General features: G+C 61.7%; 17 protein-coding genes. 11 read left to right on the top strand and 6 right to left on the bottom strand.

All coding sequences use genetic code 11. From position 1 onward, the window contains the following. The first annotated feature begins 66 nt into the window (after window positions 1–66). Together ACR1XV_RS14150 and ACR1XV_RS14145 are read left to right on the top strand one after the other, a co-directional pair. Window positions 67–1806 carry a type I secretion system permease/ATPase gene (locus ACR1XV_RS14150; protein WP_480532403.1) on the top strand — a complete coding sequence of 580 codons (1740 nt, stop codon included), beginning with the start codon at window positions 67–69 and terminating at the stop codon, window positions 1804–1806. Continuing rightward, window positions 1807–3114 carry an HlyD family type I secretion periplasmic adaptor subunit gene (locus tag ACR1XV_RS14145; protein WP_480532401.1) on the top strand — a complete coding sequence of 436 codons (1308 nt, stop codon included), beginning with the start codon at window positions 1807–1809 and terminating at the stop codon, window positions 3112–3114. A gap of 21 nt (window positions 3115–3135) precedes the next feature. On the opposite strand, the gene ACR1XV_RS14140 is transcribed toward ACR1XV_RS14145, so the two are convergent. Next, on the bottom strand, window positions 3136–5181 hold the full coding sequence (locus tag ACR1XV_RS14140) for a dockerin type I domain-containing protein (protein WP_480532399.1): 2046 nt from the start codon (window positions 5179–5181) through the stop codon (window positions 3136–3138). Between the two features lie 223 nt (window positions 5182–5404). On the opposite strand from ACR1XV_RS14140, the gene ACR1XV_RS14135 reads away from it, so the two are divergent. Genes ACR1XV_RS14135 through ACR1XV_RS14115 form a run of 5 tightly spaced genes read left to right on the top strand, consistent with a single transcriptional unit; the run spans window position 5405 to window position 14861 of the window. Further along, the gene (locus ACR1XV_RS14135; protein WP_480532397.1) at window positions 5405–9253 is read left to right on the top strand and encodes a beta strand repeat-containing protein; all 3849 of its coding nucleotides are present in this window, start codon (window positions 5405–5407) and stop codon (window positions 9251–9253) included. Window positions 9254–9307: 54 nt separating this feature from the next. After that, window positions 9308–10108 carry a SapC family protein gene (locus ACR1XV_RS14130; protein ID WP_480532395.1) on the top strand — a complete coding sequence of 267 codons (801 nt, stop codon included), beginning with the start codon at window positions 9308–9310 and terminating at the stop codon, window positions 10106–10108. Window positions 10109–10112: 4 nt separating this feature from the next. Then, window positions 10113–11438: a TolC family protein gene (locus ACR1XV_RS14125; RefSeq protein WP_480532393.1), complete on the top strand. Its 1326-nt coding sequence runs from the start codon at window positions 10113–10115 to the stop codon at window positions 11436–11438. Then, on the top strand, window positions 11435–13567 hold the full coding sequence (locus ACR1XV_RS14120; protein ID WP_480532391.1) for a type I secretion system permease/ATPase: 2133 nt from the start codon (window positions 11435–11437) through the stop codon (window positions 13565–13567). Before ACR1XV_RS14125 ends, ACR1XV_RS14120 begins: the two co-directional genes overlap by 4 nt. After that, a complete protein-coding gene (locus ACR1XV_RS14115) occupies window positions 13551–14861 on the top strand; it encodes an HlyD family type I secretion periplasmic adaptor subunit (protein WP_480532389.1) in 1311 nt (436 codons plus the stop codon). Before ACR1XV_RS14120 ends, ACR1XV_RS14115 begins: the two co-directional genes overlap by 17 nt. 37 nt (window positions 14862–14898) lie before the next feature. Here ACR1XV_RS14115 and ACR1XV_RS14110 read toward each other — a convergent pair whose 3' ends face one another. The 4 genes from ACR1XV_RS14110 to aspT are packed head-to-tail and all read right to left on the bottom strand — an operon-like array spanning window position 14899 to window position 20876. After that, a complete protein-coding gene (locus tag ACR1XV_RS14110) occupies window positions 14899–15600 on the bottom strand; it encodes a response regulator transcription factor (protein WP_480532387.1) in 702 nt (233 codons plus the stop codon). Beyond that, window positions 15600–17501: a PAS-domain containing protein gene (locus ACR1XV_RS14105; RefSeq protein WP_480532385.1), complete on the bottom strand. Its 1902-nt coding sequence runs from the start codon at window positions 17499–17501 to the stop codon at window positions 15600–15602. Before ACR1XV_RS14105 ends, ACR1XV_RS14110 begins: the two co-directional genes overlap by 1 nt. A 54-nt stretch (window positions 17502–17555) precedes the next feature. Continuing rightward, on the bottom strand, window positions 17556–19172 hold the full coding sequence (locus ACR1XV_RS14100) for a bifunctional aspartate transaminase/aspartate 4-decarboxylase (protein ID WP_480532383.1): 1617 nt from the start codon (window positions 19170–19172) through the stop codon (window positions 17556–17558). Window positions 19173–19190: 18 nt separating this feature from the next. After that, window positions 19191–20876, bottom strand: coding sequence for an aspartate-alanine antiporter (aspT, locus tag ACR1XV_RS14095; protein ID WP_480532381.1), 1686 nt, complete (start codon window positions 20874–20876; stop codon window positions 19191–19193). 331 nt (window positions 20877–21207) lie between these two features. Between aspT and ACR1XV_RS14090 the strand changes: the two genes are divergently transcribed. The 4 genes from ACR1XV_RS14090 to ACR1XV_RS14075 are packed head-to-tail and all read left to right on the top strand — an operon-like array spanning window position 21208 to window position 25124. Continuing rightward, on the top strand, window positions 21208–22332 hold the full coding sequence (locus ACR1XV_RS14090; protein WP_480532379.1) for an MlaE family lipid ABC transporter permease subunit: 1125 nt from the start codon (window positions 21208–21210) through the stop codon (window positions 22330–22332). A gap of 1 nt (window position 22333) precedes the next feature. After that, window positions 22334–23149, top strand: coding sequence for an ABC transporter ATP-binding protein (locus tag ACR1XV_RS14085; protein ID WP_480532377.1), 816 nt, complete (start codon window positions 22334–22336; stop codon window positions 23147–23149). 5 nt (window positions 23150–23154) lie between these two features. After that, a complete protein-coding gene (locus ACR1XV_RS14080) occupies window positions 23155–24471 on the top strand; it encodes an MlaD family protein (RefSeq protein ID WP_480532375.1) in 1317 nt (438 codons plus the stop codon). Continuing rightward, window positions 24468–25124 carry an ABC-type transport auxiliary lipoprotein family protein gene (locus tag ACR1XV_RS14075; RefSeq protein WP_480532373.1) on the top strand — a complete coding sequence of 219 codons (657 nt, stop codon included), beginning with the start codon at window positions 24468–24470 and terminating at the stop codon, window positions 25122–25124. The genes ACR1XV_RS14080 and ACR1XV_RS14075 overlap by 4 nt, the downstream gene beginning before the upstream one ends. A 2-nt stretch (window positions 25125–25126) precedes the next feature. Here ACR1XV_RS14075 and ACR1XV_RS14070 read toward each other — a convergent pair whose 3' ends face one another. Then, complete coding sequence (locus ACR1XV_RS14070; protein WP_480532371.1) at window positions 25127–26707, bottom strand: FMN-binding glutamate synthase family protein; 1581 nt, start codon at window positions 26705–26707, stop codon at window positions 25127–25129. Window positions 26708–26770: the final 63 nt, after the last annotated feature.

Below are 26770 nucleotides of genomic sequence, written 5' to 3'. Positions count from 1 at the left end.
TCTCGGGGGTCAGGACGACAATCCTATGAACCATTGCCGTTCATGAACAGCTAAGGGCCGGAACGCGTGAGCATAAAAAACCGACAAACCCCGCCGCAACGGCATGAGTTGCGCAAGATACTCAGTCAGGGGAACAGTTTCTTTGCGCTTGCCTTTGTGTTCAGTGTGTTCGTCAACCTGCTGATGCTCACGGGCCCCCTGTTCATGCTGCAGGTCTATGACCGGGTACTGGGGTCACGTTCGGTCGAGACCTTGGCGGCGCTATTTCTGCTGGTGGCGTTGCTCTATGCGCTTATGGCCATGCTGGACTATGCCCGCGGCCGCATCGTGGCGCGGTTTGGTGCGCGCTTTCAGTCCTCGCTGGACGAGCGCGTCTTTGACGGCACCATGCGTCGGGCCCTGTTCCCGCAGATCCGCTCGGCCCCGGCGACCGCGCTGCGCGATCTGGAATCGATCCGGGCACTGTGTGCCTCGCCGGTTCTGCTTGCGGTGATGGACATTCCCTGGACGCCGATTTTCCTGGCGGCGATTTTCCTGTTTCATCCGCTGCTGGGCTGGCTGGCAGTCGCTGGCGGTGGGCTGCTGGTGGCAATTGCCCTGCTGAACCAGGCGCTGACCCACCGCAAGGTTGCCGAAGCGCAGAGCGCCTCGGCCAAGGCAAATGCGTTTTCTGAACACGCCCGTCAGGCTGCCGAGGTTGTGCGCTCGCAGGGGATGCAGGGGGATGTCTCGCAACGTTGGATGAAACAGCGGACCGAAGCGCTGTCTCAGTCCATTTCAGCAAGCGACTGGACGGGCAGCTTTACCTCGCTCACCAAATCGCTGCGACTGTTTCTGCAATCGGCGATGCTGGCGCTGGGGGCCCTGCTGGTTCTGCGCAACGAGATGACGCCGGGCGCAATGATTGCCGGGACCATTCTTCTGGGCCGTGCGCTGGCGCCGGTTGAGATGGCCGTCGGCCAGTGGTCGATGATCGAGCGTGCGCGAACCGCGTGGATTAGCCTGAACAAGTTTCTCGATGCCACCCCGCCTGAACCCGCGCGCACCAAACTTCCGGTGCCCAAGGCGCATCTTGTGGCACGAAACCTGACTGTCATTCCGCCGGGCGCGAATGTGCCCACATTGCGCAATGCCACGCTTGAGCTGGAACCGGGTACAGCGCTGGGGGTGATTGGCAAAAGCGGGTCGGGCAAGACGACACTGGCCAAGGCGCTGTTGGGGCTGTGGGCTCCGGCAGCAGGTGAAATCCGGTTGGGTGGTGCCACGCTTGACCAATACGACCCGAACGATCTGGGCCATCATATTGGGTATCTGCCGCAGCAGGTGACGCTGTTCAACGGCACCGTGGCCGAGAACATTGCCCGCATGTCCCAGACCCCCGACCCCGAGGCCGTTGTCGCCGCCGCCAAGACTGCAAATGCACATGAACTCATTCTGAGCCTCGAGAAAGGTTATGACACCTTTCTGGAAGGCAATGACAGCCAGTTGTCGGGCGGGCAAAAGCAACGCATTGCACTGGCCCGCGCGCTCTATGGCAATCCCGTGCTGCTGGTTCTGGACGAGCCGAACTCGGCCTTGGATGCGGATGGGACGTTGGCCTTGAACAATGCGGTGCGCGAATTGAAGGAGGCCGGGAAGTCCACCATCATCATGACGCACCGGCCTCAGGCTATTTCGGAATGTGACGATCTGGTGGTCGTCGAAAAGGGTCAGATCGTCAAATCCGGCAAGCGCGACGAGGTGCTGAACACGATGGTTCAAAATGCCAATGTCATCCGGCGGCATCTGAACAAGGTGGGTGAATAGATGTCTGATAAAAACGCGCGTCCGGCCTGGAGCATTAAGGCCCCTGCCACTGTTGGCCTGCTGGCGCTGGCCATCCTGATTCTCGGGCTGGGTGTCTGGAGTATCCGGACCGAGTTGGCCGGGGCGATCATTTCTCAGGGCGTGGTCGAAGTGCAGAGCAACCGTCAGGTGATCGAACATCCTGATGGCGGTGTCGTAGGCGAGATTTTCGTGCGTGACGGGGATCGGGTCTCGCGCGGGGACCTGTTGCTGCGGCTGGACGATACCTTCCTTGCATCGGAACAGACCATTGTGGAATCGCAGCTGTTCGAGCTGTTGGCCCGTAAAACCCGGCTTGAGGCCGAACGCGACGGCACCGAAGCGACACAGCTTGCCGCCAACCTGCAGGCGCTCAAGGCCAGCGAAAATATCGGCGATGATCTTCTGGACGGCCAGCAACGCCTGTTCGGCGCGCGGCTTGATACGCTGACGCAGCAGATCGAACAGCTGGGTGAGCAGAAAACCCAGATCCAGAACGAAATCGACGGGACTCAGGCCCAGCTGGCATCATATCGGACGCAGGTCGATCTGATCTCGAACGAGCTTGCAGATCAGGAAGGTCTGCTGAAGAAGGGACTGACACAGGCCAGCCGTGTCTCGGCCCTGCAGCGGGAAGAGGCTGATCTAAACGGTCAGATTGGTCGGCTTGAATCGCTGATTGCGCGGCTGACGGGGCAGATCGCGTCAACCGAGATTCAGATCGTGGAATTGCAGGCAACCCGCCGTGAAGAAGCCATTACCGAATTGCGGGACGTGCAGTCGCGCGCCGTCGAGCTGGCTGAGCGTCGCCTGTCGCTGACCGAGCGTCTCTCGCGCCTCGATATCCGCGCGCCGGTCGCCGGCACGGTGTATGACAGTCAGGTTTTCGCCGTGCAATCCGTGATCCAGCCCGCCGAACCGATGATGTATGTGGTGCCGCAGGACACACCCCTGCTGGTCGCGGCGCGGGTGGATGCGCTGCACGTGGATCAGCTGCATCGAGGGCAAGAGGTCGCTTTGCGCTTTCCTGCCTTCAACCAGCGGGAAACGCCCGAGCTGAACGGCCATGTGATCAACGTCTCTGCGGACACGTTCACCGATGAAAGCACAGGTTTCACCTTCTACAGGGCCGAGGTTGAACCCGACGACGGCCAGCTTGAGCGTCTGAACGGGCAAGAGCTGCTGCCGGGTATGCCTGTCGAAGCCATGATCAAGACCGACGAACGCACCCCGCTGTCTTATCTTATCAAACCGCTGGCAGATTACTTTTATCGCGCGTTCCGGGAATAGGGGGGCGTGTCACGGGCGAGGTCAGGCCGCTTCGATATTGCCAAGCAGGATTGAGGTCATGTCGACCGTAAAGTCGCCATCAACCACCGTGACCGATGTGCCGGTCTCATAGTCCACATTGGTGCGCGTGATTTCGGACAGGTCGGCATCCTTGTCCAGAAAGACCCACTCGGCCTCATGCGCTGTGGACTGCCCTACCGCCACCTGAAGAATTGCCAGCGCATCGAGCGCGTTGATTGTCCCGTCCCGGGTGATGTCGGCGGCGATGAAGTTATCGGCGGTCGCTGGACCCCATGTCGGGTCAAGCCCGACCGACATGCGCAGGACCTGCAGGGCATCCAAGGCCGTGATCTCACCGCTTGCGGTCGAATAGGATTTGACGATGTCCAGGTGCCCCGGGAATGTGCCGTCCGGTACGTCTAGCGTAAACTCCCCGTCCGCGTTGGCCTGAGCGGTGAGCGTTGCGCCGCCATCGGGTGTGAATTGAATCTCGGCGTCCCGGAACCCCGCGTTTGCGGCCGTAGAATCCAGCGTGACCGGCCCGGCTATCCCATCTGACGCGTTATTGTCGGGCCCGCTGCCCAGATTGACGGGGATATGATCTGCGCCGTCAAAGCCTGCCCCGAAAATCTCTTCGCGCGTCAGGGAAGACCCGTCATCCGAGAGGACTTCGATCGTTTCGCCGCGATAGGAAATGTGCGCGCCTTGCGCGGTGGTCAGAAAGTCCAGCTGCGCGGGGGATCGCAGGAACGGATAGTCGGTCAGGTCCAGCCGGTCGGTTCCTGCCTGAAAGTCGGTGATGGTGGTCGCGCCGCTGCTTTGACGCATTGCAAAGATGTCGGCCCCTGCCCCGCCGGTCATGGTTGTTGCGCTTGTGCCGCTGATCAGGATGTCATCCCCTGCCCCACCTATCAGCGTCGTATCCAGAATGCCGCCGGTCAGGATGTCGTCCAGCGCGGTCCCGGTGACGGTCCCATAGCCATGACGAATTTCCCCAAGATCGGCCACCGATGTCGTCAGTTGTGTCAGGCCCGCATCCTGCTGTGAGGCCGCAAATATCTGCAACTCATCGCCGATATGGGCGACGCTGATCGACTGGACGTTCTGTAATCCGCTGGCTAGCGTATCGGCAAAGCTGTCCATATGGATCAGCCGACCATCCGGCGTCATGGTAAACAGGGCGATCCCGTCATCGCCGCCTCCGGCGACAACAAAGACACGCCCGGCGACCTCGACGACCGAAAGATCCTGCACCGACGCGAACCGGGTGTGTAACGTGTCCAAGGCATGATCAGTCGGCGTCAGCCGTCCATCCGCGCCCAGTTCCATCACGCTCAGGGAATGACTGCCTGCGCCAGCGACGACAACCCACGACTTGCCGTATGCCTGAACGGTCTCAAGCGCGGTCGGCGCGGCGATGCCAAGGGTTTCGACTGCCGCATTGCCATCGATGGCCGACAGTCCGCCGGTCCCCGGACCGATTGCGTAGACGGTAACGGCGCTGTTCTGCGTATCGGCGGCGATGATGTAGTGGTTCGCCCCAACCTGCGCACCCTGCAGCGCATCGGCCCGCCCGGCGATACCGCCCGCTGCACTGAGCGATCCGTCAGCAGCGATCTGATAGGTACTGATCTGACCCGTGTCCTCATGCGACAACGCCAGCAGATCATTCGCCCCGACGCTGATCTGAACCGCCGCGGACAGGTCTCCGCCACCGTTCAGCGTGCCGGTTTCCCGCAGGCCACCGATTGAGCCATCAGAGCCCAGATCATAACCGACAAGACCTGTGGCCGTATCCACGTCGAGAATCAGCCGATCCTGCCCGCCAAGGTTGAGTGGTGTGCCGCTGCGGCCGACCTGATGGGCAATCGAAGCCTCGAAATACTGCTGATCTTCCAGCTGCGGATCACCCTGATCCACCAGTCGCCACGACGCCACCCCACCCCAGGCTCCTGTGGTGCTGTAGAGATACGTGTCGCCGTTAAACGTTTTTAAAGCCGTATCGCCGATACCTGAATCAAGCGCTGCGGTCCCCGTTGCCACCACTCTTTCGAACTGAAGCATCATCGCCCTTCACCCCAATGCCACCCAAGGCAATGACAGCAAGGTGACCTGATGCACAGACCGGAACCAGAGCAGGAATGTGGTGAAAACAAGGACTTCGGCTTCAGTTTAACTCAATTTTTCAGGTTCGGCCGCATGTGTCACCAGATCGTAATCCAGATGAACGGTTTCGAACCGGACTCACCCTATCGCGCAACACCCAGCGTCCATCAAATGTGAGAGTAAGATGACCAAAGACACTGTTTCGCCCGGAACCCCGACCGCCGATACGACGCCCGAAGCCGAACGCAAACGTCACATTCGCCAATGGATCGACAAGCGGCTTGGCAAATGGGTCGGTCGTGGGCTTGCCGGTGGATTGGGCTCGGCGCTGATGGCGCTTCCTGCGCTGGCTCAGGCAAGCGACGATCAACTGGACAGCTATCAGTTTGCCGAGGCGATCCCGGGGGTCAGATCCGTCAAGCTGTTGGCCAACGGCGACGTTCAGCTCAGCCTTGTGGACGGTCGGACGGTCGTTGTGGCGGCAGAGCACGTGCAGGTTCTTGACAGCGGCGCAATCATGTTGGCCGATGCCGTCGCCGGTGATGTCGCACAGTTTAGCATCGCCGCAGAGGCCGGGGCCGCAACCGCCGCGGGTGGTCTCAGCGGCGCGGGAATTGCCCTTGGCGGGCTGGGGCTTGCTGGTGCGGCCGCCGCAGCGGGTGGCGGCGGCGGAGGGGGTGACGACGACTCGGACAACGGAGGATCGCCCACCGTGACACCTCCGGCCCCGGCCCTGCCCAGCCTGAACCTTGCGCAACTGCAGTCGAACGCGCTCAGCAATACCAGCACACAGTCGACGGCACCTGACGGAACGACCTCTGTCGAGGTGACTATCGGTTCTGTTACCAAAACCGTCGCACCGGCAGCCGACGGCAGTTGGAGCGTTTCGCTGACGCAGGCTGAGGCCAGCATGTTGCCTCAGGGTGCCTCGTCGGTGACGGTTCGTTATCTGGACGGCGACGGCGTGGAACTGTCGACGGAAACGGCCCGGTTCGATGTGGACACGGTGCCGCCTACGGTGGCCATTACGGCGCTGTCGGACGGTGCCCTGATGAATGTAGCCGAGCAGGGCACTGACCTGCAGATTAGCGGCACGACCGATGCCGAAAATGGCCAGACCGTCACCGTAACCCTCAACGGTCAAACCTATACGGGGGCGGTCGCGGGCGGAACATGGAGCGTGTCGGTACCCGCCGCTGATCTGGCCGCATTGCCGGATGGGTCCGGGATCGCGGTGACGGCAGATGTTTCCGATCGGGCAGGCAACCCCGCGCTGCAGGCAAACAGCAGCTTTCAAACCGATTTTACTGCTCCGTCGCTGACGCTGAACCCGGTCGGTGGCGGGTCGATCGATCTGGTCGACGTCACGGGCGATCTGGTGCTGAGTGGGACGACCACCGCAGAAGACGGCCAGACGGTCGCGGTGGTTTTTGACGGCCAGAACTACACCGGTACCGCATCCGGCGGAAGCTGGACCGTTACCATTCCAAACGCGGATCTGAGCGGGTTGGAGACGGGCACTCCGGCCGCAGTTTCGGTTTCGGTCAGCGATATCGCGGGCAATCCTGCGATACCGGTCTCAGTCACGGTCCCGGTCGACCTGAGCGGCCCGTCGATTGCGATAACGCCGTTGTCGGTCGGGTCAATCCTGAACGCGGCCGAGGTTGGCTCTGACCTGACCGTATCTGGCACCACCGGAAATGTGACGGACGGCCAGCAGGTGACAATTACACTGGATGGTCAAACTTATACCGACACGGTCTCGGGCGGCAGTTGGAGCGTGGTGATCCCCAGCGTCGACCTGGGTGCCCTTGCGGATGGAGGTGACTTCAGCCTCACGGCGGATGTGACGGACGCGGACGGCCTTGCGGCCCCGCAGGCCAGTACCGGCCTGTCTAAGGACATCACCGCCCCCACGCTGAGCATTGACGGTTTCTCGGACGGTGCAGTGATGAATGCCACCGAGCAGGGAACAGACCTGACCATATCGGGCAGCACCTCGGCCGAGGACGGACAGCTTGTGACCGTCGGGATGAACGGGCAGACCTATACCGGTACAGCCTCGGGTGGCAGCTGGTCGGTGACCGTTCCGGCGGCTGATCTGGCGGCCCTATCGGACGGCGCGACCATCGTGGTCACAGCGGATGTCTCCGATGAGGCAGGCAATCCCGCGCTGCAAGCCACCGCCAGCTTCGACACCGATTTCAACGCTCCGACTCTGGCAATCTCATCCCTGTCCGCCGGTGGTGTCATCAATCTGGCCGAACAGGCAACCGATCTAGTGGTAACCGGCACATCTGATGCTGCTGACGGGACACTGGTATCGGTGCAGATCGCACAATCGGGCGGCGGCACTCTGCTGAGCGGGACTGCCACCGTCAGCAGCGGCACATGGACCTTCACCGCCGCCGCTGCCGACCTGAGCGGCCTGCAGGACGGCGAGGCCTACAGCGTGAACGCCTCGGTCACCGACAGCGCAGGCAACAGCAACAGCACGTCGGCCGGTTTCAGCACCGATCTCAGCGCGCCTTCGGTCACGCTTGACCCGCTTCCGGTGGGTTCGGTTCTGGATGTGATCGAACGGGGCGCGGACCTGCAGGTTTCGGGCAGCACCACGGCTGAGGATGGTCAGACCGTATCGGTCAGCTTGAATGGCCAGACCTATACGGGCGCAGCCTCTGGTGGCAGCTGGAGCGTCAACGTCCCGCAGGCCGATCTGTCCGCGCTGGCGGATAGCAGCAATTTCACCATCACCGCTTCGGTCGAGGATGCGGCCGGCAACCCCGCCCCGGATGCTACCACGACGCTCACCACCGATTTCCGACCCATTCTGACCTTGAATGACATTGGGGCAAATAATGCCCTGTCGCTGAACGATGCACAAAGCGGCGGGGTGACGATCACCGGCAGTTCTGCGGGTTTGACAGCGGGCCAGGCTGTGAATGTTCTTCTGAATTCGGCATCGGTCGGCACCGCGACAGTCGCCGCCGATGGCAGTTGGAGCCTTGTCGTCCCAGCCTCTGACTTTGCGGTGATCGACGCAGGAGATACCTTGGACTTCGCCGCTCAGGCCACCGTTTCCGGTGGCCCCGATCCTGTACCTGCGACCACCCAGACCGTCGCGCATGTACCAGCTGCCTACATCATTGCCGAGGCCGGTCGCAGCGGATCAACGATCACATTCGAGATCTATGCAGACTCGGACCGCGATACCTCAGGAGGGTTGGCGTTCACCGCCGAACTGGGCTTTGACCCGTCGGTTGTGACCTTCGATGCGGGTTCGGCCACCGAAAATGCCGATTTCGATCTGTTTCTGGCGAATCCGGTCGGTGCAGCGGCAATGAACTTTGCCGGAGCAGCCACAAGCTATGGCGACCTGTCCCAGCCAGTCGTCACCTTCACGATGACGGTTCAGGACGCAGATCAGCCGGTGGTTCTGACTCTGACCACGCCGGATGGCGGACCTTCGCAATTGCATCTGGGAACAGATGGCGCAGACACCCTGACCGGATCGAATATCGACGATGTGATCCGCGGTGGCGGCGGAGACGACACCATCGATCTGTCTGGTGCGGGTCGTGACGTTGTCGTGTTCGAGGCGGATCCGGCGGCCAATGGGGTCGACATTGTCAGCGGTTTCACCCTCGGCCCCGCGGCCAGCGCGGCGGATGCCCTGTTGTTTCAAGGGCTCGACCTCAGTTCGTTGCGGGGCACCGGCACTGGCGTCGAACTGCTAAGCGCCGGCGGGAATATCGGTGAAAATACCGGCTTCGTTGGTCTGGAGACCGCTTTATCTGACCTGAACGCGGATACTCTGACAACCGCAGCAGAAAGCCTGAGCGGCGCGCTGGCTGGGGATGAGGTTTATCTGCTGGCAACCGATGGAGCCGACAGCGTTCTGGTCCGGGTGGATTACTCGGCCCCCGATACCGCGACGGTTGAGACGCTGGCGCAGTTTGACGGGCTATCCGACCTCAGCAATCTGACCGCAGACAACATCCTGCTGACAGACCCGACCGGCGCAACGGCCTGACCCATCCGGCGACCGGTACCTGCCGGGCCGCAACCTTATGTATGAGAGGACCACATGGCAGAGAACGGCCTTTTCCCGGTGAGCCTTGATCGCCACGCTGAACGATATTGGCGCCGCTTTACCTCCTACGGGTTTGCACGGGCGGCAAGCACATGCCCCATTGTCAGCGCAGAGGCGGCTCAGGTGGCAACAGCTTTTCCCCTAGCCTTTCGCGCAAGGCCGGGCGGTTTTGAGCCGGTTGCATTGTTTTCAACCGCGTTCGATGCATCGTCGCCCTTTGTGGGTGGGGACGGTGAGTGGCGGGCGCATTACGTCCCGTCAGCGCTGCGCTGCGTTCCGTTTCAGGCAGGGGGTACGTCCGGCACCGACACGCTTCTTATGGTGGATGAAACCTCGGGGCTCGTGACATCCGATCCGGCGGATAATCGGTTTTTTACGTCTGGAGGGCAACTGACCCCCGAGCTTTGCGAGGTTCGGAGATTCCTGCACGCGCGGCAGGCTGCCGTGACCGAGACCCGGCGGCTGTGCGACCTGATAGCGGGGTTGAAACTGTTTGAACCATTGGAGGGGTATGACGGCGTTGCTCTGCAAGCGGGTCTATGGGGGGTCGATGCCAAACGGTTGGAACGCCTGCCCGATCCCGACATCCTGAATTTGGTGATCGGGGGTGCCCTCCGCCTGATCCATGCGCATCAGATATCGCTGTCGCATTGTGGCTGGCTGTCCCGGGCTCAGACCGCCATCATCCGGCGCTCCGATTCACCAAAGCGCGAGTTAGACGGGTTTGTTGCGGCTCTCGCCCAAGATGCCTCGCACGTGCTGATGAATTCCGAGGTAGCCCATGCTCCAGCATGAGATTATGTGGAGAGCTATTAGCCTTGTTGCCCTGCTTCTGCAGATCGCCGCTTGTGCCCCCGCCCCCGACCTTGCGCTGATCGAGAGATCCTTTGCCGGCGGCACCACCGGAGCAGGGGCCGTTGCGCCGTCGGGTCGTCTGACCACAAGTCAGTTCGGCCAACGTGTGCGCGAGGCTGTCCAAAACAGCCCGACGCTGAAGCAGAGCAAATCCGGGCTCGAGATTGCACAGGCCAACCGCAATGCGGCGCAAGGGGCGTTTCTGCCGCAGGTCGCGTTGGGTGTGAACGCCCGCTCGGAACGGGCCTTTCGGGAGGACGGCGATGTCTCGCCCTATCTGCGGGTATCGCAGCTTGTCTATGACGGTGGGGCGGTCGCCAGCGATCTGGCTGCTGCCCGCGCGCGCGTCTTCGAAAGCCGCGGCGACCAGCTGCAGACTGCAGCATCGACCGCCCTGGCGGCAATCGAAACCTATGTCATGGTACTGGACCGGCGTGAGCTTCTGCAGATTGCCCACGGCAATGTTGCGGTGCATGAAGAGATTGAACAACAGATCACCGATCGGGTGTCGGCGGGTCTGGGCTCGAATGCTGACGTTCTGACCGCGCGCTCACGGGCTGCAGATGCCCGAACCCGGCGGGCTGATGCGCGGACCAGGGTTGATCGTGCCGAAGCGCGGTTTCATGAGGTCTTCGGCGCTCCGCCCGGAGCTTTGCGACCGGCGGTCCCGGCTCCAGTGCTGGACCGCGCCGACTCGCAGATCGTACTGAACAGCCCTCAGGTCCGGCGCGCAGATGCGGCGGTGATGGCGGCCCGTGCGGAATGGGCCGCCGCACAGGCACGGCGACAACCCGACGTGCGCCTTGCGGCTTTTGCCGATCATGACGATTTCAAGGAAGCGGATTTTGGCGTCGATCTTTCGGTCAACTATCAGATTGACAGCACTGGCCAGCGCCGCGCCGCAATTGCGGCTGCGCAGGCACTGGTCGCGCAGGCCGAGGCCGACCGCGAGGTTCTGATCCGGGAAATCGGGCGTGAGTTGGGCTTTATCCGTTCCGATCAGGAGGCAGGGGCAGAACGTTTGCGCGATGCCCGGATTGCCCTGAATGCCAATGCCGACAGTGTCGCGGCAGCGCGGGCGCAGTTTACCATCGGACGCCGCAGCCTGACCGAAATTCTGGACGCTCAGCGTGACTATGTAAGCGCTCAGGAACGGCTCATCCTGGCCGAGCAGAGCTTTTTCCTGACCAATTACGCGGCGCTGAGTCTGACGGGTGACATCCTCGATTTGCTTGGGATCGTTCTGAACGGTTGGGAAGGAACCCAATGACCGGAACCTGTACATCGCTGACGGACCTCGAGGCCTGCATCCTGAACGTGGCCGAAACGCTCGAGCGTCCCATGACCATATCGGCGCTGCATGCCGCGCAATCCGGTGAGACAGAAGGGCTGACCGTGCGGGATGCAATTGTCGCGGCGCGCCGGGCAGGCTTGCAGGTGGGGTTCGGCCGCCGACAGCTTGCGGCGTTCGATACGCTGCTGGCTCCGGCTATTCTGCTGTTGGACGGGGATCGCGCCGTCGTCTACCATGGTCGGTCGGTAACCGGCAATCTGCTGGTCTTTGATCCAGCCTTGGACGATGGCATCGGAGAGATTTCGGCAGAAAATTTGCAGTCGAATTACACCGGCTATGCTCTCTTGTTTCGACGTGCGAGCCGGGATGACGCAGCGACACCAGATAATGACGCCGGTGGGCACTGGTTCTGGTCTGCGCTGACCGCCAACCGGTGGTCTTATGCGCAAGTGGCACTTGCTGCAGCGCTGGCCAACATTTTGGGGCTGTCGACGTCGGTTTTCATCATGGTTGTCTATGACCGGGTCTTGCCTAACGAAGCCATGGAGTCGCTTGTCGCGCTGACCTTTGGTGTCAGTTTGGCACTGGCGTTCGACTTCGCTCTGAAATTGCTGCGTGCCGGGTTCATTGACCGCGCTGGCCAGAAGGCGGACGGCTTTATGGCGCGTCGGATTTTCGATCAGGTACTGAACATCCGCATGACGTCTCGAACGGGTTCGACCGGTGCCATGGCCAGCACGGTCCGCGAGTTCGAGACGCTACGGGAGTTTTTCACCTCGGCCACGCTGGTCGCCGTTGTGGACCTGCCGTTTATTGCTGTCTTCGTGTTCACGATCTATCTGATCGGCGGACCTTTGGCGCTTATCCCTGCGCTTGCCGTGCCCATCGTTCTGCTTAGCGGGTTGGTGATCCAGCCGATATTGTCACGCCTTGCGGAACAAAGCTTTGCCGACGGGCAATCCAAGCAGTCGGTGCTGGTCGAGGCTGTGACGGGATTGGAAACCATCAAGACCACTGCTGCTGCGCGACAGATGCGCCGCCGGTGGGAAACTGCGGTCGAGCGGCAATCGGATCATGGCACCCGTAGTCGGGCGGTGACACAGTTTGCGCTGAACCTGACGGGCTTCACTCAGCAGGCGGCGCAGGTTCTGATCGTGTTTTCCGGCGTTTTCCTGATTGCGGAGGGACAGACCAGCATGGGGGCCCTTGTGGCGTCGGTCATGCTGACAGGTCGCGCGCTGGCACCGCTGGGCCAGTTGGCGCAAACCCTGACGCGGCTCAACCACGCCCGCAGCGCATTTCGCAACCTGAACGCTCTGATGTCGGCTGAAAGTGAGCGCCCGTCTGGCCAGAGCTGGGTCAGCCGCAAGGAATATGCCGGGCGCATCACCTTCAACAACGTTCATTTTGCTTATCCCGACCAGGCTGACGATGCGCTGAAGGGCGTTTCGTTCACTATTGCACCGGGCGAAAAGGTCGCCATTCTGGGTCAGATCGGTTCGGGCAAAAGCACCATCGCGCGATTGCTGCTGGGGCTGTATCAACCCCGGATGGGTTCGGTGATGCTGGATGGGCTGGATATCCGTCAGATCGACCCGGGCGACCTGCGGCGCAATGTCGGCTCGGTGCTGCAGGATGTGTGGCTATTTTCGGGCTCGGTGCGCGACAACATCGCTAGCGGCACCGTGCGCCCGCGCGATGAAGATCTGGTGCGCGCCGGTCAGATTGCCGGGGTTGAGGATTTTGTCGCCCGACATCCGCGCGGATATGACCTGCCGGTTGCCGAGCGTGGAGAGGGCCTCTCGGGTGGTCAGAGACAGGCGATTGCGTTGGCCCGCGCATTGGTGGGGCGACCGCCGGTCCTGCTGCTGGACGAGCCGACCAGTGCGATGGACGTCAAATCCGAAGCCGAGGTCATCCGGCGTCTGAAAGAGGCGACGCAGGACGCCACGATGCTGATCGTCACCCATCGCACCAGCCTGCTGCAGCTGGTCGATCGGGTCATCGTCATCGAAGACGGCAAGGTGGGTTTGGACGGGCCGAAAAGCCTGCTGAGTCAACATATCCGCCCCGTTTCGGAGAATCTGAATGTCGCGGCATCCTGATCTGGAAAGCCTCGCCCGAGAGATGCGGGGCAGCGCGCCGCTTCGAGGTTCGGTGCTGCTTATGCTGATCCTCGCTTGTCTGATCACCGCGGTGCTGTGGGCCTGCTTCACCGAGCTGGACGACGTCGTTCGCGTGGACGGTCGCATCGTGCCCTCTGGTGACCTTCAGCTGCTTGAAGCGACGGAGCCGGGTGTTCTGCAGGCTTTGCATGTGCGCGAGGGACAGGTGGTTGAACCCGGAACGTTGCTGATGGAATTGGACACCAACCAGATCGAAAGGGAGCTGAGCCAGGAGCAGCAGCGGGCCTATGCCCTGACGGCGCGCGCGCAGCGGCTACAGGCCGAAATTGATAGCACCGAATTGACTTTTGATAACAACCTATTGGAGGCCGCCCCTGAGGTCGTACGGTCTGAGACGGCGTTGTACCTGGGGCGGCAGGCCGAACTGGCGGCGGAGATCGCGATCCTGAGCCGGCAGCGTGAACAGCGGCACCGCGAATATGAAGAAGGGTTGGTGGATCAGGTGACCGCGGTCGAGACGCTGAATGTCCTCGCCGAAGAACGCGCAATAATGGCCCCCCTCGTGGAACAACGTATGGAGCCTGCGACAACCTTGCTGACCCTGCGTCGCAGTGAGGCCGAATGGAGAGGTCGCAAGATTCGCGCCGAGGCGGTGGTCAGCCGCTTGAAGGCCGGGCTGGACGAGGTCGAGGATAAGGTCCGCGCTACCCGCAGCCGCTTTCATAGCGCAGCCCTTGCAGATCTGGCGCAGGTCACCGCCGAACTCGCCACCCTGCGGCCCGCCCTGCCCGCCCTCCGCGACCGCGCCGCGCGGGCGCAGATACGCGCGCCGGTTCGCGGCATCGTGAACCGAATTCACCGAACCACGATTGGGGGTTTGGCCCGCAGCGGCGAGGAATTGATCGAGATCGTACCGCTGGATGATAGCTTGTTGGTTGAGGCGTATGTTCGGCCCGAGGACGTTGCCTTTCTATACGCCGGGCAAGGCGTAAAGATTAAGATTACCGCTTATGACTTCGCGCGATATGGGGGGCTGGATGGAGAGATTGTCCGCATCGGGGCAGATACCGTCACCCGCTCAGAACGCAGCGAAGAAGAGGTTTTTGTGGTCGAGATTCAAACCTCGGGCACAATGCTTGATGCGGGTGGCGTCGCGGTCGAAATCATTCCCGGAATGATTGCCGAGGTCGATATTCTGTCGGGCAGGAAAACAGTGATGGACTATCTGATCCAGCCGGTGCTGAAGATCAAAGATCGCGCATTGCGGGAATGATCTATGACGCGCCCTGCGGCCCTATCGCCCGCGCGTTTCATCGCCAGGTAACATCCCCAAGGAAAATGTAACCCGCGCCATAGATCGTTTTGATCAGGCGCGGTTTTTTGGGGTCTTCGCCCAACTTGGTACGCAAACGTGAGATGCGGACATCCATGGCCCGGTCGAAGCTTTCGCCCGCACCGCCGCCCAGCATTTCCTGCATCCTTGCCCGGCTGATCAGACGCTTGGGGCTTTCCAGGAACAGACGCAGGACCTCGCCCTCGGCATGACTGAATGGCGTTTCTGCACCCCCGGCGTCGATCAGGACATAGCGGTCGAACCGAGCAGTCCAACCGTTGAACATGGCCACATCAGAATTCTGCACTGCCGGGCCCGAGGATCGTAGGCGGGCGCGGATACGGGCCACCACCTCGGCGGGGTCGAAGGGTTTGGTGATATAGTCATCCGCCCCAAGCTCCAGCCCCGTTACCCGATCCTGCACCTGCGCCCGGCCCGAAATAATGATGACCGCCGCACCTTGTTCCAACGCCAGCCGATGCACCAGCGCCAGCCCGTCGGTGTCGGGCAGCGACAGGTCCACAAGGCAGACATCCGGTGTGACCCGCTTCAGCGAGGCTTCGAATTCCCGCGCGCGGGCGAAGCTTTGGGTGCGAAAGCCCGCATCCTCCAGCGTATCGGTCAGGATGCGGCGGATTTCCGGTTCGTCATCGAGAATTGTCACCAGTGGTTGAGTCATCACGCGGCCTCGGTGCGGATCAGCGCCGACAGTTGTGCACGGGTGAACGGCTTGTGCAAGACCGGCGCAAGGGTCAGCGCGCGCCGATGCAGCGGGTCGGAATAGGGCAGCGAGGTCATCAGGATGCAGGGCAACGACCGCTCGAGACGTTCGATCAGGTCCAAGCCGGTTTCGGTGCCCTCCAGCCGGATATCAGACAGGACCAGTGCGATGTCCCCAATATCGGCGATCAGCGCCAGCGCCTCGTTGGCCGAGGTCGCCTCGATCACCGCAAAGCCCAGTTCGATCAGCATGTCGCGAAAGGCATGACGCAGATCGTCGCTGTCTTCGACCAGCAAGGCAAGGCCGGTTTGCGCCGGGGGCGCGGGCCGGTAGGGCAGCCGTAGGATCACCGCTGCCCCCGAGGGGGTGTTGAGCAGGTTCAGGTCTCCGCCCGCCAGCTTGACAGTGTCATAGACCATCGGCAAGCCCAACCCCGACCCGTCGCTGCCCTTGGTGGTGAAAAACGGGTTCAGCGCCTTGTCCAGCGCCTCGGGCGAGAAACCCGGGCCGGTGTCCGAGACGGTGATCTCGGCCCAGATCCGCCCGATGGCGTGGGCGCTGATGGTGATCTGCCCCGAGGTCCCGCAGGCATCACGCGCGTTCAGAACCAGATTCAGCAGCGCATCCTGCACCATGCCGGGGTCCAGCATCAGCGCCTCGCCCGGCAGCGTGTTCACCACCGACAGCCCCATCCCGCGTGGCAGCGACGGCGAGGCCAGAATGCGCAGATCTTCAAGCAGCGCGGTCATGTCGGTGGCCTGAGGCTGCGGGGTCCGGTGGCTGGTCATGTCGGCGATGCGGTTCAGCAACTGCCCCCCGCGCCGCGCGGTCGACCGGGTGGCAGCGACCATCTGGCGAGCCTCGTCCGGCAGGTCCATGCGATCCAGCCGCGCCTGCATCCCCAGAATGATCGTCAACAGGTTCGAAAAATCATGCGCCAGCCCGCTGGTCATCTGCGCCGCCATTTCGCGGCGGCGGGTCTGTTGCAAGGCGACGCGGGCTTGTGTTTCCTCGGTGATGTCGACCGACATGATGTAGACGCCGCCGGTTTCATCCGGGGTGAAGGAGACCCGGATGCGGCGCTGATCCTGATCTTCGGTGAACTCGAACACCGAGGTCTGGCCGCCATAGGCCTGTTCCAGATGCGGTTTCACCCGCTCATAGGCCGCCGGCCCCAGCGCCTGAGAGATATGCAGGCCCAGAATATCCGAGGGCCTCCCCGGCATCACCGCGCTCAGGCGGCGGTTTGAATAGTCATAGCGCGCGTCAGCGTCCAGATGCGCGATATGGGCGGGCATCATCTCGGTGGTCATGCGGGTGCGGGCTTCGATCTCGGTCAATTGCCGCTTGGCCTCTTCCAGCGCGGTGATCGTGGCGGCCAGTTTGCGGTTGGTGGCCGAAAGCTCCTCGGCGCGGGTCAGCAACTGGCCCGAAAGCTCCTCGGACCGGGCGCGCAGCAAGTCCTCCGCCTGTTTGGTGCGCGTGATGTCGGTATAGACGGCCACCCAGCCACCCGTGGGCAGCGGCGCACCTTCGACCGAGATGACCTGACCGTTGGGACGGACGCGCTCGATATAGTGCGGTTCGAACGCAAGGGCCTGTTCAACGCGCTGCTCGACCATCTGTTCGACATCCTGCGCATCGCCATATTCGCCGCGTCCCGCAAGAAAGCGGATCGTGTCGCGGAAGGGGGCGCCGGGTCGCACCAACGCATCGGGCAGGTCGAACATTTCCCGAAAGCGCCGGTTGCTGACTACCAGCCGCAAATCGCTGTCATAGATCGACAGGGCCTGCCCGATCAGGTTCAGCCCCGCGGTGGTCATCGCCTTGATGCGCTGTTCGGTTGCGTCCAAATCCATCCCCTTTGCGCCTATGGGTAACACCAGTTCCGGCGCAGGTGTAGAGGGTACGCGCTATCCGTGCAGCGGCTGGTTTGTCGCGGCGCGATAGGCCTGAACATAACCGCGCGCGACCGAGCGGACGGCGGTTCCGATCTGGGTATAAGCCTCGTCCGGCAGGTTGGCGAAGGACACACGTGCAGACCAGCCCGGCGCGTCAAAGCCGCTTCCGTTCAGCAGGACGATGCCGTAATCCTCGGCCAGTTTGAAGGCGATATCCAGCGGATGCACGTTCTGCTTGATCCAGGCGACCACATCTTCGCCGACATATTTGCGCAGCCAGTATTCGAAATCGATGATGCCGTAATAGGCGTCATAATGCGCGCCCGCTTGTACGTCGATCCCCATGGCCTCGACCAGCAGTTTGAAGCGGCGGTGGACCAGCTCCATGCAGGCGGTTTGGTAGGCTTTCTTGGTGTCGACCAACTCGCACAGCGAAAACAGTGTCATCATCACCTGCTGCGGCAGCGAAAGACCGGCGGTGTGGTTCAGGGCCACATCGCGGCTGTCGGCCACCAGCCGGTCGATGAACCGGATATCGCGAGGCGTCAGGCTGAGCGTGCCATAGCGCTTATCCAGCGCCTGTTTGATTTCTTCGGGGTGCTCGGCCAGCTTGAGGTCAAAGATATTGTCCTGCGCAACCGCGATCACACCCAAACGCCAGCCGGTGCAGCCAAAATATTTGGAATAGGAATAAACCCCGATCGTATTGCGCGGCAGATGCCCCATCACGGATGTGAAGTCATGGACGAAGGTGCCATAGACATCATCGGTCAGCACGATCAGGTCGGGCCTGTGGTTTTCGACCAGATCGGCCAGTTTGCGCAGCGATGCAGTGCTGAGCGCGACCGAGGATGGATTGCCCGGATTGACCAGAAAGAACGCTTTGACCTTGGGGTCTTTCAGCTTTTCGACCGCAGCGTCGGTCAGTTGGAACCCGTCTTCTTCGTCGGTTTCCACATGCACGGACTCAAGCGCGTAATCCTCAAGCTCGGGCATTTCCAGATAGGGGGTGAAGATCGGCGTGCACAATGCGATGGTGTCGCCCGGGTTCAGCAGGCGGTTCGCTTTCAGCGTCTTGAAGATATAGCACATCGCCGCCGTGCCGCCCTCGACCGCGAACAGGTCGAACTGCGCATCGGTCTGGTGGCCCCGGCACATGGCCCACATCAGGTATTCATGAGCAATGACGGCATTGTGCTGTAAAATCCGGTCGGGCACCGGATAGTTGTCGCCGATGATCGAATCCGTCAGTTCGTGCACGAAGGCGTCGGCATCAAAGTCGAAGGCGGAAATGGCGTGGGCCACGACCTCGACCAACGTGTCAACACCCGGCATCTCGGCATTCGTGGCGGCCCAGTCGTGCAGGCGCTGATGGCACCCTTTCAACGCAGGCATCCCGCCCAGACCGGCGGGATGTTCCATCACGCGTTTGGACTCGGTGATAGCAAACTGACCAAGGGCAAAAAACGCCTCGCGCGGCCGGGTGGCGACCCAGTTGGGGTTGCCGCGGCCTGCGTTCAGAAAGGCGCTGTTGGCTTTGCGCGCCTCGGCCGAGGCCAGTTGGATCAGCTCATCCTTGATCTGAAACGGGCTGAGCGCTTCGTAATCGTGCAGCGTGACTCTATCCATGGGTCGAACCTTTCGAAATCAGCTTAGGATCAAAACAACGACCATCCCGAAGATGGTCAGCAGCGTGTTGCCGATGGCATAGGGCATCCCATAGCCAAGCGCGGGGATGCGGCTTTGGGCGGCTTCCTGAATCATGCCTAGGGCGGCGGTGGTGGTGCGGGCACCGGCGCAGGCCCCGAACAGGATGGCCGGATGGAACTTGAACACATAATGGCCCACGTAAACGGCAAAGATCATCGGCAGCGAGGTGGCAACGATCCCCCACAGCAGCAGCGCAATCCCCGCCTGTTGCAGGCCAGCGACAAAGCCCGGCCCGGCGGTGATCCCGATCACCGCGATAAAGACGTTCAGACCCAGCGTGTTCATCAACCACAGCGCAGGCCCTGGAATACGGCCAAAGGTCGGATGCACCGTGCGCAGCCAGCCCAGCACCAGCCCAGCCAGCAGCGCGCCGCCAGTCGTGGACAGGCTGATGGGGAAACCGCCGATCATAATGGCAAGCGTCCCGATGATGCCGCCGATGAAGATGCCCCAGCCCACAAAAGCCAGGTCGGTTGTGTCGACCGGGCGATCGGCATAGCCGACCTCAGCTATGACAGCCTCGACATGGCGTTTGCTGCCCTGCAGGGTCAGGATGTCGCCGCGATGCACCACCGTGCCGGGAAGCAGCGGTAGGTCCAGCATGTTGCGCGTCAGTTTTGAGACATAGACCCCGCGCGCAATCGGCATTTTGCTGAGTTCTTCGAGGGTTTTGTTGTGAACCTCTTTGCTGGTGATCAGGACATCCAGCTTTTCCGAGGGGATGCTGAGCAGATCGGGCGCATCGGCTTCTTTCAGAGTGGTTTCGAACAGTGTCACCAGATCGGCGCGGCGGCCCGAGAACATGACGATATCGCCAGCTTCAAGCATCGTATCGTCGTCTACTTCGATGATCTGGTCGCCCCGGCGCAGTCGTTCAGCGTAAACGCGCACGCCCGGCATCAGGTCCTTGACCGGCTGGCCGAGCAGATCGCTGCCCTCGGGGATTTCGAACGCCCGCGACTCGATGGCGCGATAGCCCGAGACGATGCCTTCGCCGGTTTCCATCGCCGTGCCGCCGCCCAGTTGCGCCTCGTATTCCTTGCAGGCCGCGACCAGATCGACACCAATCAGACGGGGCCCGATCTTGGCGAGGATGATCGCTGACCCAATGGTCCCATAGATATAGGTGACGGCATAGGCGACCGGGATCTGGTTGGCATAGGTCTTGGCCTGCTCGGCCGACAGCCCCAACTGCCCGATCTGGTCGGTGGCTACGCCGATCGCGGCTGAAATCGTCTGCGACCCGGCATAAAGACCGGCCGCATAGCCCAGCTCAAGCCCAGCCACCTTGGCGGCGACAATCGGGATCACCAGACACAAGCTCAGCACGCTGAGGGCAAAGAACACCTCGCGCGCACCGTCGACCTTGAGGCCGCGCATGAACTGCGGTCCGACGCCATAACCCACGGCAAAGATGAAGAGGATGAAAAAGGTCGATTTGACCGCCGAGTCGATATCGATCTGGGCCTGCCCGATCACCACCGCTGCCAGCAGCGTGGCCGTAACCGTGCCCAGACTGAACCCCATCAGCTTCCACGGACCGACCAGAAACCCGATGCCGATAGACAGGAACACCGCCAGTTCAGGATAGGTGCGCAGGATGTTTACAAACCAGTCGATCATGGCAAACCTCATAATCTCGGGCACCGGAGGCATATGGCGACCGGGGGCCGTCCGGCATTTCAATCAGAACAGGAAATCTTTGACGTCACGATACCCGGTCAGGGCGCGTTGTCTATGATTATCTGAATGTTACGGGTTGCCGGGCATTGGTACGGCGGTCGGTGAAAGGGGAGGAGCAGGTTTTCGTGGCGGGATCACAGGTATGATGCCCTCGCAACTCGGCACGTTGGGCGGAACCTGCTGTAACACCAGCGCAATTGCCTAGCGCGAAATCCCGGCGTGGTTGAACAAACCCGTTGCAGCGGATGCCGGTTTGCCATCACATACCGCTATGACTCGGCCCACGATCACCTCTGACACCGACGCAACCGGCGTTTGCATACGGATTTCGGGCGATCTGCGTACGCAGCTATTGGACAAGGTCGAACGTGATTTCGCCACGATCCAGCCCGGTGGTCAGGGCATCACCTTGGATATGTCGCAGCTTCAGGCGCTGGATACGGGCGGAGCGTGGCTGGTCGCCAATCTGGTTCAGCGGTTGGGCGCCAACGGCGCGACGGTCCGGTTCGAGGGGTTGGAGCCCGCGCATTCCTCGCTGATCGAAACCGTGTCGCACAACATCCCCGAGAAGGTCGGCGATCAGGCCCCGCCGCGCGGTTTCATGAACTGGGTCGCCCGGATCGGAGAGCGCACGGCGGGCGCGTGGCAGGACACGCTGTCGATCCTCGGCTTCCTGGGGCTGACGCTGCACCGTCTGGCGCGCACACTGATCATGCCTTGGCGGCTGCGGCGGGCCGCGCTGGTGTCGCAGATGGAACAGGTCGGCTTTAAGGCCCTGCCCATCGTGACGCTGATGGGCTTTCTGATCGGCGTCGTTCTGGCCTTTCAGGGCGCGACCCAGCTGAAACAGTTCGGGGCCGAGATTTTCGTGGTCGAGCTGATCTCGATCTCGATCCTGCGCGAGCTGGGCATTCTGCTGACCGCAATCATCGTGGCGGGCCGGTCCGGCTCGGCCTTCACCGCTTCGATCGGGTCGATGAAGGTGCAGGAAGAGATTGATGCCATGCGCACGCTGGGTCTGGACCCGATCGAGGTGCTGGTGATCCCGCGCGTTGTGGCCCTGCTGATCATGCTGCCCATTCTTGGCTTTGTGGCTGATATGGCGGGCCTGATCGGCGGTGGATTGATGAGCTGGATCGACCTCGGCGTCAGCCCCGGCATGTTCATCACGCGGCTGAACGAAAATACCGACGTCTGGCAACTGGCCATCGGCCTGATCAAGGCCCCGTTCTTTGCGCTGGTGATCGGCACGATTGCCTGCTGGCAGGCGATGCAGGTCAAGGGCTCGTCCGAAAGCGTGGGCCAACGCACCACGGCCTCGGTCGTGCAGTCGATCTTCATGGTCATTGCCATCGACGCGCTGTTTTCGATCTTCTTCTCGGAACTGGGGGTCTGAGATGGACGGCACCGCCCTGCAGGACCAACCCCAAAGCGACACCCAGCGCGAGGCGGTCATCCGCGTGCGCAACCTGACCAACCAGTTCGGTCAGCAGGTGGTGCATGACAACCTGAGCCTCGACGTCTGGCGCGGCGAGGTTCTGGGCGTGGTCGGCGGTTCGGGCACCGGCAAATCGGTGCTGTTGCGCACCATTGTCGGCCTGAATAAACCCAAGGCGGGCAGTATCGAGGTTCTGGGTGTCGATGTCCTGAACGGCCCCGAGGCCGACCGCCAGCGGATTGAAAGAAGCTGGGGCGTGGCGTTTCAGGACGGCGCACTGTTTTCATCGCTGACCGTGCTGCAAAACGTCATGGCCCCGTTGCGCGAACACACCGGCATCAGCGAAAGCCTGATGGAGGCGCTGGGGGGCCTTAAGATCAGCCTTGTCGGTCTGCCGCAGCTCAGTTGCAGCAAGTTCCCCTCGGAACTGTCGGGCGGGATGCGCAAGCGCGCGGCGCTGGCGCGCGCCCTGTCGCTGGACCCCGAAATCGTGTTTCTGGACGAGCCCACCGCCGGGTTGGACCCCATCGGGGCCGCAGCCTATGATGATCTGATCGGAGAGTTGCAGCAGGCATTAGGTCTGACTGTGTTCATGGTCACGCATGATCTGGACAGTCTTTACGCCATTTGCGACCGCATCGCGGTACTTGCGGAAAAACGCGTGCTGGTTGAAGGTCCGATTGAAGACATGACCAAGGTCGACCATCCTTGGGTTCAGGAATATTTCACAGGCCCCCGCGCGCGCGCCGCGCAAGAGAAGGGGCAGGACAGGTAGAGGCAATGGAGACCCGAGCGAATTATATCCTGATCGGTGCGTTTACCCTTGCCGGTATTCTGGGGGCCTTTGGTTTCTTCCTGTGGCTCGCCAAGTTCGAGGTGTCACGGCAATACGCCTATTACGATGTGCTATTCGACAATGTGGCCGGGCTGTCAGCCGCTGGCGGGGTCAACTATAACGGTCTGCCTGTTGGTCAGGTGATCTCGTTGAAGCTGGATGACGACGATCCGTCGAAAGTACGGGTCCGACTTGAGGTGGACGCGGATATCCCGGTGACGAAGGAAACCATCGCCCAGCTTCAGTCGCTGGGGGTGACCGGTGTTGCGTATGTCGAATTGTCGGGTGGCTCGCCCGGGGCCGAGCGTTTGCCGCAAGATAGCATCATTCAAAGCAAGCGCAGTTCGATCCAGTCCCTGCTGGAAGGCGCGCCCAAGGTTCTGGACAAGGCGCTGACCCTGCTGGAAGACCTGAACTCAGTCGTGGATGAAAAGAACCGCAATGCGGTGTCCGAGATACTGGGCAATCTGGCCTCGGCCTCGGGGCGACTGGACAAGACGCTGTCGGATTTCGAAAGCCTGTCGAGCGATCTGGGCAGCGCCGCGCGCGAGATCGGGGATTTCACCAAACGTCTGGACACGCTGGCCGACACCGCCGAAACAACGCTGACCACGGGTACCGATACGCTGAAAAGCATCAAGGGCGCATCGGAATCCGCCAAAACTGCGCTGGAGACCGCAAACGGAACGCTGCAGACGGCGCAGACCGTCATGACCGACGATATCCGCCCCTTCATCGAACGCGGCTCGCGGCTGGCCGATCACCTGATCGTGCTGTCCGAAGAAGGCAGCATCACGCTGGGCACCGTGACCGAGACCTTTGCCAATGCAAACACCACGCTCAGTTCGATCAATTCCGCTATGGACACCGCCAAGGCGGCGCTCGCCTCGGCTGAACGCGCATTTGACTCGGCCAATCGCGTGATGGACGAAGACATCGCCGCAGTCGCCGAGGATGTGCGTAAGGCGGCCAATCAAGTGGCTTCAACCGTGTCGAACATCACCGAGAAGATCGACAAGATTTCCGACGATATCCTCAGCGCCTCGCAATCGGCGTCTGACCTGCTGGGCACCATTGATGGGATCGTGCAGGACAACCGCCGTCAGGTCTCGGACTTCCTGCGGGTGGGTCTGCCGCAATTCGTGCGGTTCATCGAGGAATCGCAGCGTCTGGTCATCAGCCTCGACCGGCTGGTCGACAAGGTCGAACGCGACCCGGCCCGCTTTCTGTTAGGCACCCAAGCATCGGAGTTCCGCCAATGATCCGGCCTTTTCTTCTGACCCTGGCTTTGGTTTCGCTGGGTGCATGCACCGGTCTGGGCACGCTGCGGCAGGCCTCGAAACCCAATGATCTGTACCTGCTGACACCGAAAAGCACGTTCTCGTCTTCTTTGCCGCGCATCCAGAAGCAGATCGTCGTGCAGGAACCGATTGCGACGGCGGCCGTCAACACCGATCAGATTGCGGTTCAGCCGACACCCTTACAGGTGCAATACCTGCCCCGCGCCCGCTGGGCCGACCGTGCGCCGATCATCGTGCAGTCGCTGCTGGTTGAAAGCTATGAAAACTCGGGCAAGGTGGCCGCCGTTGGGCGGTCAACGGTCGGGCTGCGGGCCGATTATGTCATCGCCCCCGATCTGCGCGAGTTTCAGGGTCATGTGATCACGCGAGACGACAATTCCACCACGGTTCAGGTCAAGGTGCGTCTGAACATCAAGGTGATCGACGAATATAACGACAAGATCATCGCCTCGGCGTCATTCGAGGAGAACGTGATTTCACCCACCGATCAAACCCCCGATCTGGTCGAAACCTTCGACGAAGCGCTGGGGGACACCATGCGCGATGCGGTGGAATGGAGCGTGCGCACGATCCACCGGCATGTTCAGAACAACCCGCGCGATATCCCCAGCTAGGCCTAGAAACGGCTGGCCGAGGCCGCCTGCCAATCCGCCGCGAACTCTTCGGGGATGGTTTTACCCAACAACGCGCCGTCGTCCAGGAAGCTGTAGAGTTCGGCATAGGACCGTTCCCGCTCATCTGCGGTCCGGCGGCGAATATCGGAAGGCTGCAGGTCCGAGACCTTTTCCTTGCCCATCGCGCCCAGAATCTCGCGGAAGCTTTCCAGCGTTGCGTCGTGATAGCGGTGCACCCGTTGGCGTTTCTGTGGCACGTTCACCGCGCGACCCCGGATCGGGTCCTGCGTTGCCACCCCCGAGGGGCAGCGGTTGGTGTTGCAATGCAGCGCCTGAATGCAGCCGACCGCAAACATCATAGCCCGCGCCGCATTGCACATATCGGCCCCCAGCGCGAATTTCTCGACCATATCAAAGCCGGTGGCCACCTTGCCCGCGCAGATCACGCGGATCTTGTCACGCACACCAATGCCGCGCAGGCAGTTGTTGACGAAAATCAGCGCCTCGTTCAGCGGCATCCCCAACCGGTTGGTGAATTCGACCGGAGCGGCCCCGGTGCCACCCTCGGCCCCGTCCACGGTGATGAAGTCGGGCAGAATGCCGGTTTCCAGCATCGCCTTGCAGATCGCCATGAACTCGGACGGTTTACCGATACACAGTTTGAACCCGATCGGCTTGCCACCCGACATCTCGCGCAGGTGCTGCACAAACTCCATCAGCTCGGTCGGGCCGCCAAAGGCTGAATGCGTCGGCGGAGAGATCACGTCCTGATGCACGGGCACCCCCCGGATCTCGGCGATTTCTTCGTCGACCTTGGCAGCGGGCAGCACCCCGCCATGTGCGGGTTTGGCCCCCTGCGACAGCTTGATCTCAATCGCCTTGACCACGTCTTTGCTGGCCTTCTCGGCGAACTTGTCCTTGTCGAAGCCGCCCTCGGGGGTGCGGCATCCGAAATATCCGGTGCCGATCTGCCAGATGATATCGCCGCCCTCGGCCAGATGATGCGGGGACAGCCCGCCTTCGCCGGTGTTATGGGCAAATCCGCCATCCTTCGCGCCTCCGTTCAGCGCGCGGATCGCATTGGCGCTGAGCGCGCCGAAACTCATGGCCGAGACGTTCAGCCGCGACGCATCATAGGGCTTTTCGCACTGAGGCCCGCCCAGCATCACCCGCTCTTCGCTTTCAGCGACATGCTTGGGAGACAGCGAATGGTTCGCCCGGTGATAGCCGACGGTCATGATATCGTACTGGGTGCCGAAGGCCTGCGTGTCGACCTGCCCCTTGGCCCGGGAATAGACAAGACTGCGGATGATGCGGTTATAGGGCCGCCCGCTTTCGTTGGTTTCCACGAAATACTGCCGAATCTCGGGGCTGACAAATTCGAGCATGTATCGGAAATGCCCCAGAACGGGATAGTTGTTCAGCACGTTATGCTTGGTCGTCAGCATGTCGTAGAGGCCGATCACCGCGTAAGGCATGAGAATGACCAGCAGCCAATAGGCGGGCGGCCAGAAATACCCCAGCAGCAGGGTCAGCGGCAAACACACGTAGCTGAGGATGTAATAGAGCCTGCGAACAATCATTCCCGATCTCCCTGGGTGACGCCAAAAACGGCGCGGCCGTGGCCTTGTGCTGTTCGTGACCGT

This window comes from Ruegeria sp. AD2(2025) (genome assembly GCF_056542385.1).
This window is presented reverse-complemented; position numbering and strand designations above follow the sequence as displayed.

Bases quoted from the DNA above. Each gene is read 5' to 3' on its own strand.
- aspT (WP_480532381.1), bottom strand. From the start codon at position 20,876: ATGATCGACTGGTTTGTAAACATCCTGCGCACCTATCCTGAACTGGCG.
- ACR1XV_RS14140 (WP_480532399.1), bottom strand. From the start codon at position 5,181: ATGATGCTTCAGTTCGAAAGAGTGGTGGCAACGGGGACCGCAGCGCTT.
- ACR1XV_RS14120 (WP_480532391.1), top strand. From the start codon at position 11,435: ATGACCGGAACCTGTACATCGCTGACGGACCTCGAGGCCTGCATCCTG.
- ACR1XV_RS14105 (WP_480532385.1), bottom strand. From the start codon at position 17,501: ATGGATTTGGACGCAACCGAACAGCGCATCAAGGCGATGACCACCGCG.
- ACR1XV_RS14070 (WP_480532371.1), bottom strand. From the start codon at position 26,707: ATGATTGTTCGCAGGCTCTATTACATCCTCAGCTACGTGTGTTTGCCG.
- ACR1XV_RS14100 (WP_480532383.1), bottom strand. From the start codon at position 19,172: ATGGATAGAGTCACGCTGCACGATTACGAAGCGCTCAGCCCGTTTCAG.
- ACR1XV_RS14135 (WP_480532397.1), top strand. From the start codon at position 5,405: ATGACCAAAGACACTGTTTCGCCCGGAACCCCGACCGCCGATACGACG.
- ACR1XV_RS14130 (WP_480532395.1), top strand. From the start codon at position 9,308: ATGGCAGAGAACGGCCTTTTCCCGGTGAGCCTTGATCGCCACGCTGAA.
- ACR1XV_RS14090 (WP_480532379.1), top strand. From the start codon at position 21,208: ATGACTCGGCCCACGATCACCTCTGACACCGACGCAACCGGCGTTTGC.
- ACR1XV_RS14085 (WP_480532377.1), top strand. From the start codon at position 22,334: ATGGACGGCACCGCCCTGCAGGACCAACCCCAAAGCGACACCCAGCGC.
- ACR1XV_RS14125 (WP_480532393.1), top strand. From the start codon at position 10,113: ATGTGGAGAGCTATTAGCCTTGTTGCCCTGCTTCTGCAGATCGCCGCT.
- ACR1XV_RS14075 (WP_480532373.1), top strand. From the start codon at position 24,468: ATGATCCGGCCTTTTCTTCTGACCCTGGCTTTGGTTTCGCTGGGTGCA.
- ACR1XV_RS14115 (WP_480532389.1), top strand. From the start codon at position 13,551: ATGTCGCGGCATCCTGATCTGGAAAGCCTCGCCCGAGAGATGCGGGGC.
- ACR1XV_RS14080 (WP_480532375.1), top strand. From the start codon at position 23,155: ATGGAGACCCGAGCGAATTATATCCTGATCGGTGCGTTTACCCTTGCC.
- ACR1XV_RS14145 (WP_480532401.1), top strand. From the start codon at position 1,807: ATGTCTGATAAAAACGCGCGTCCGGCCTGGAGCATTAAGGCCCCTGCC.
- ACR1XV_RS14110 (WP_480532387.1), bottom strand. From the start codon at position 15,600: ATGACTCAACCACTGGTGACAATTCTCGATGACGAACCGGAAATCCGC.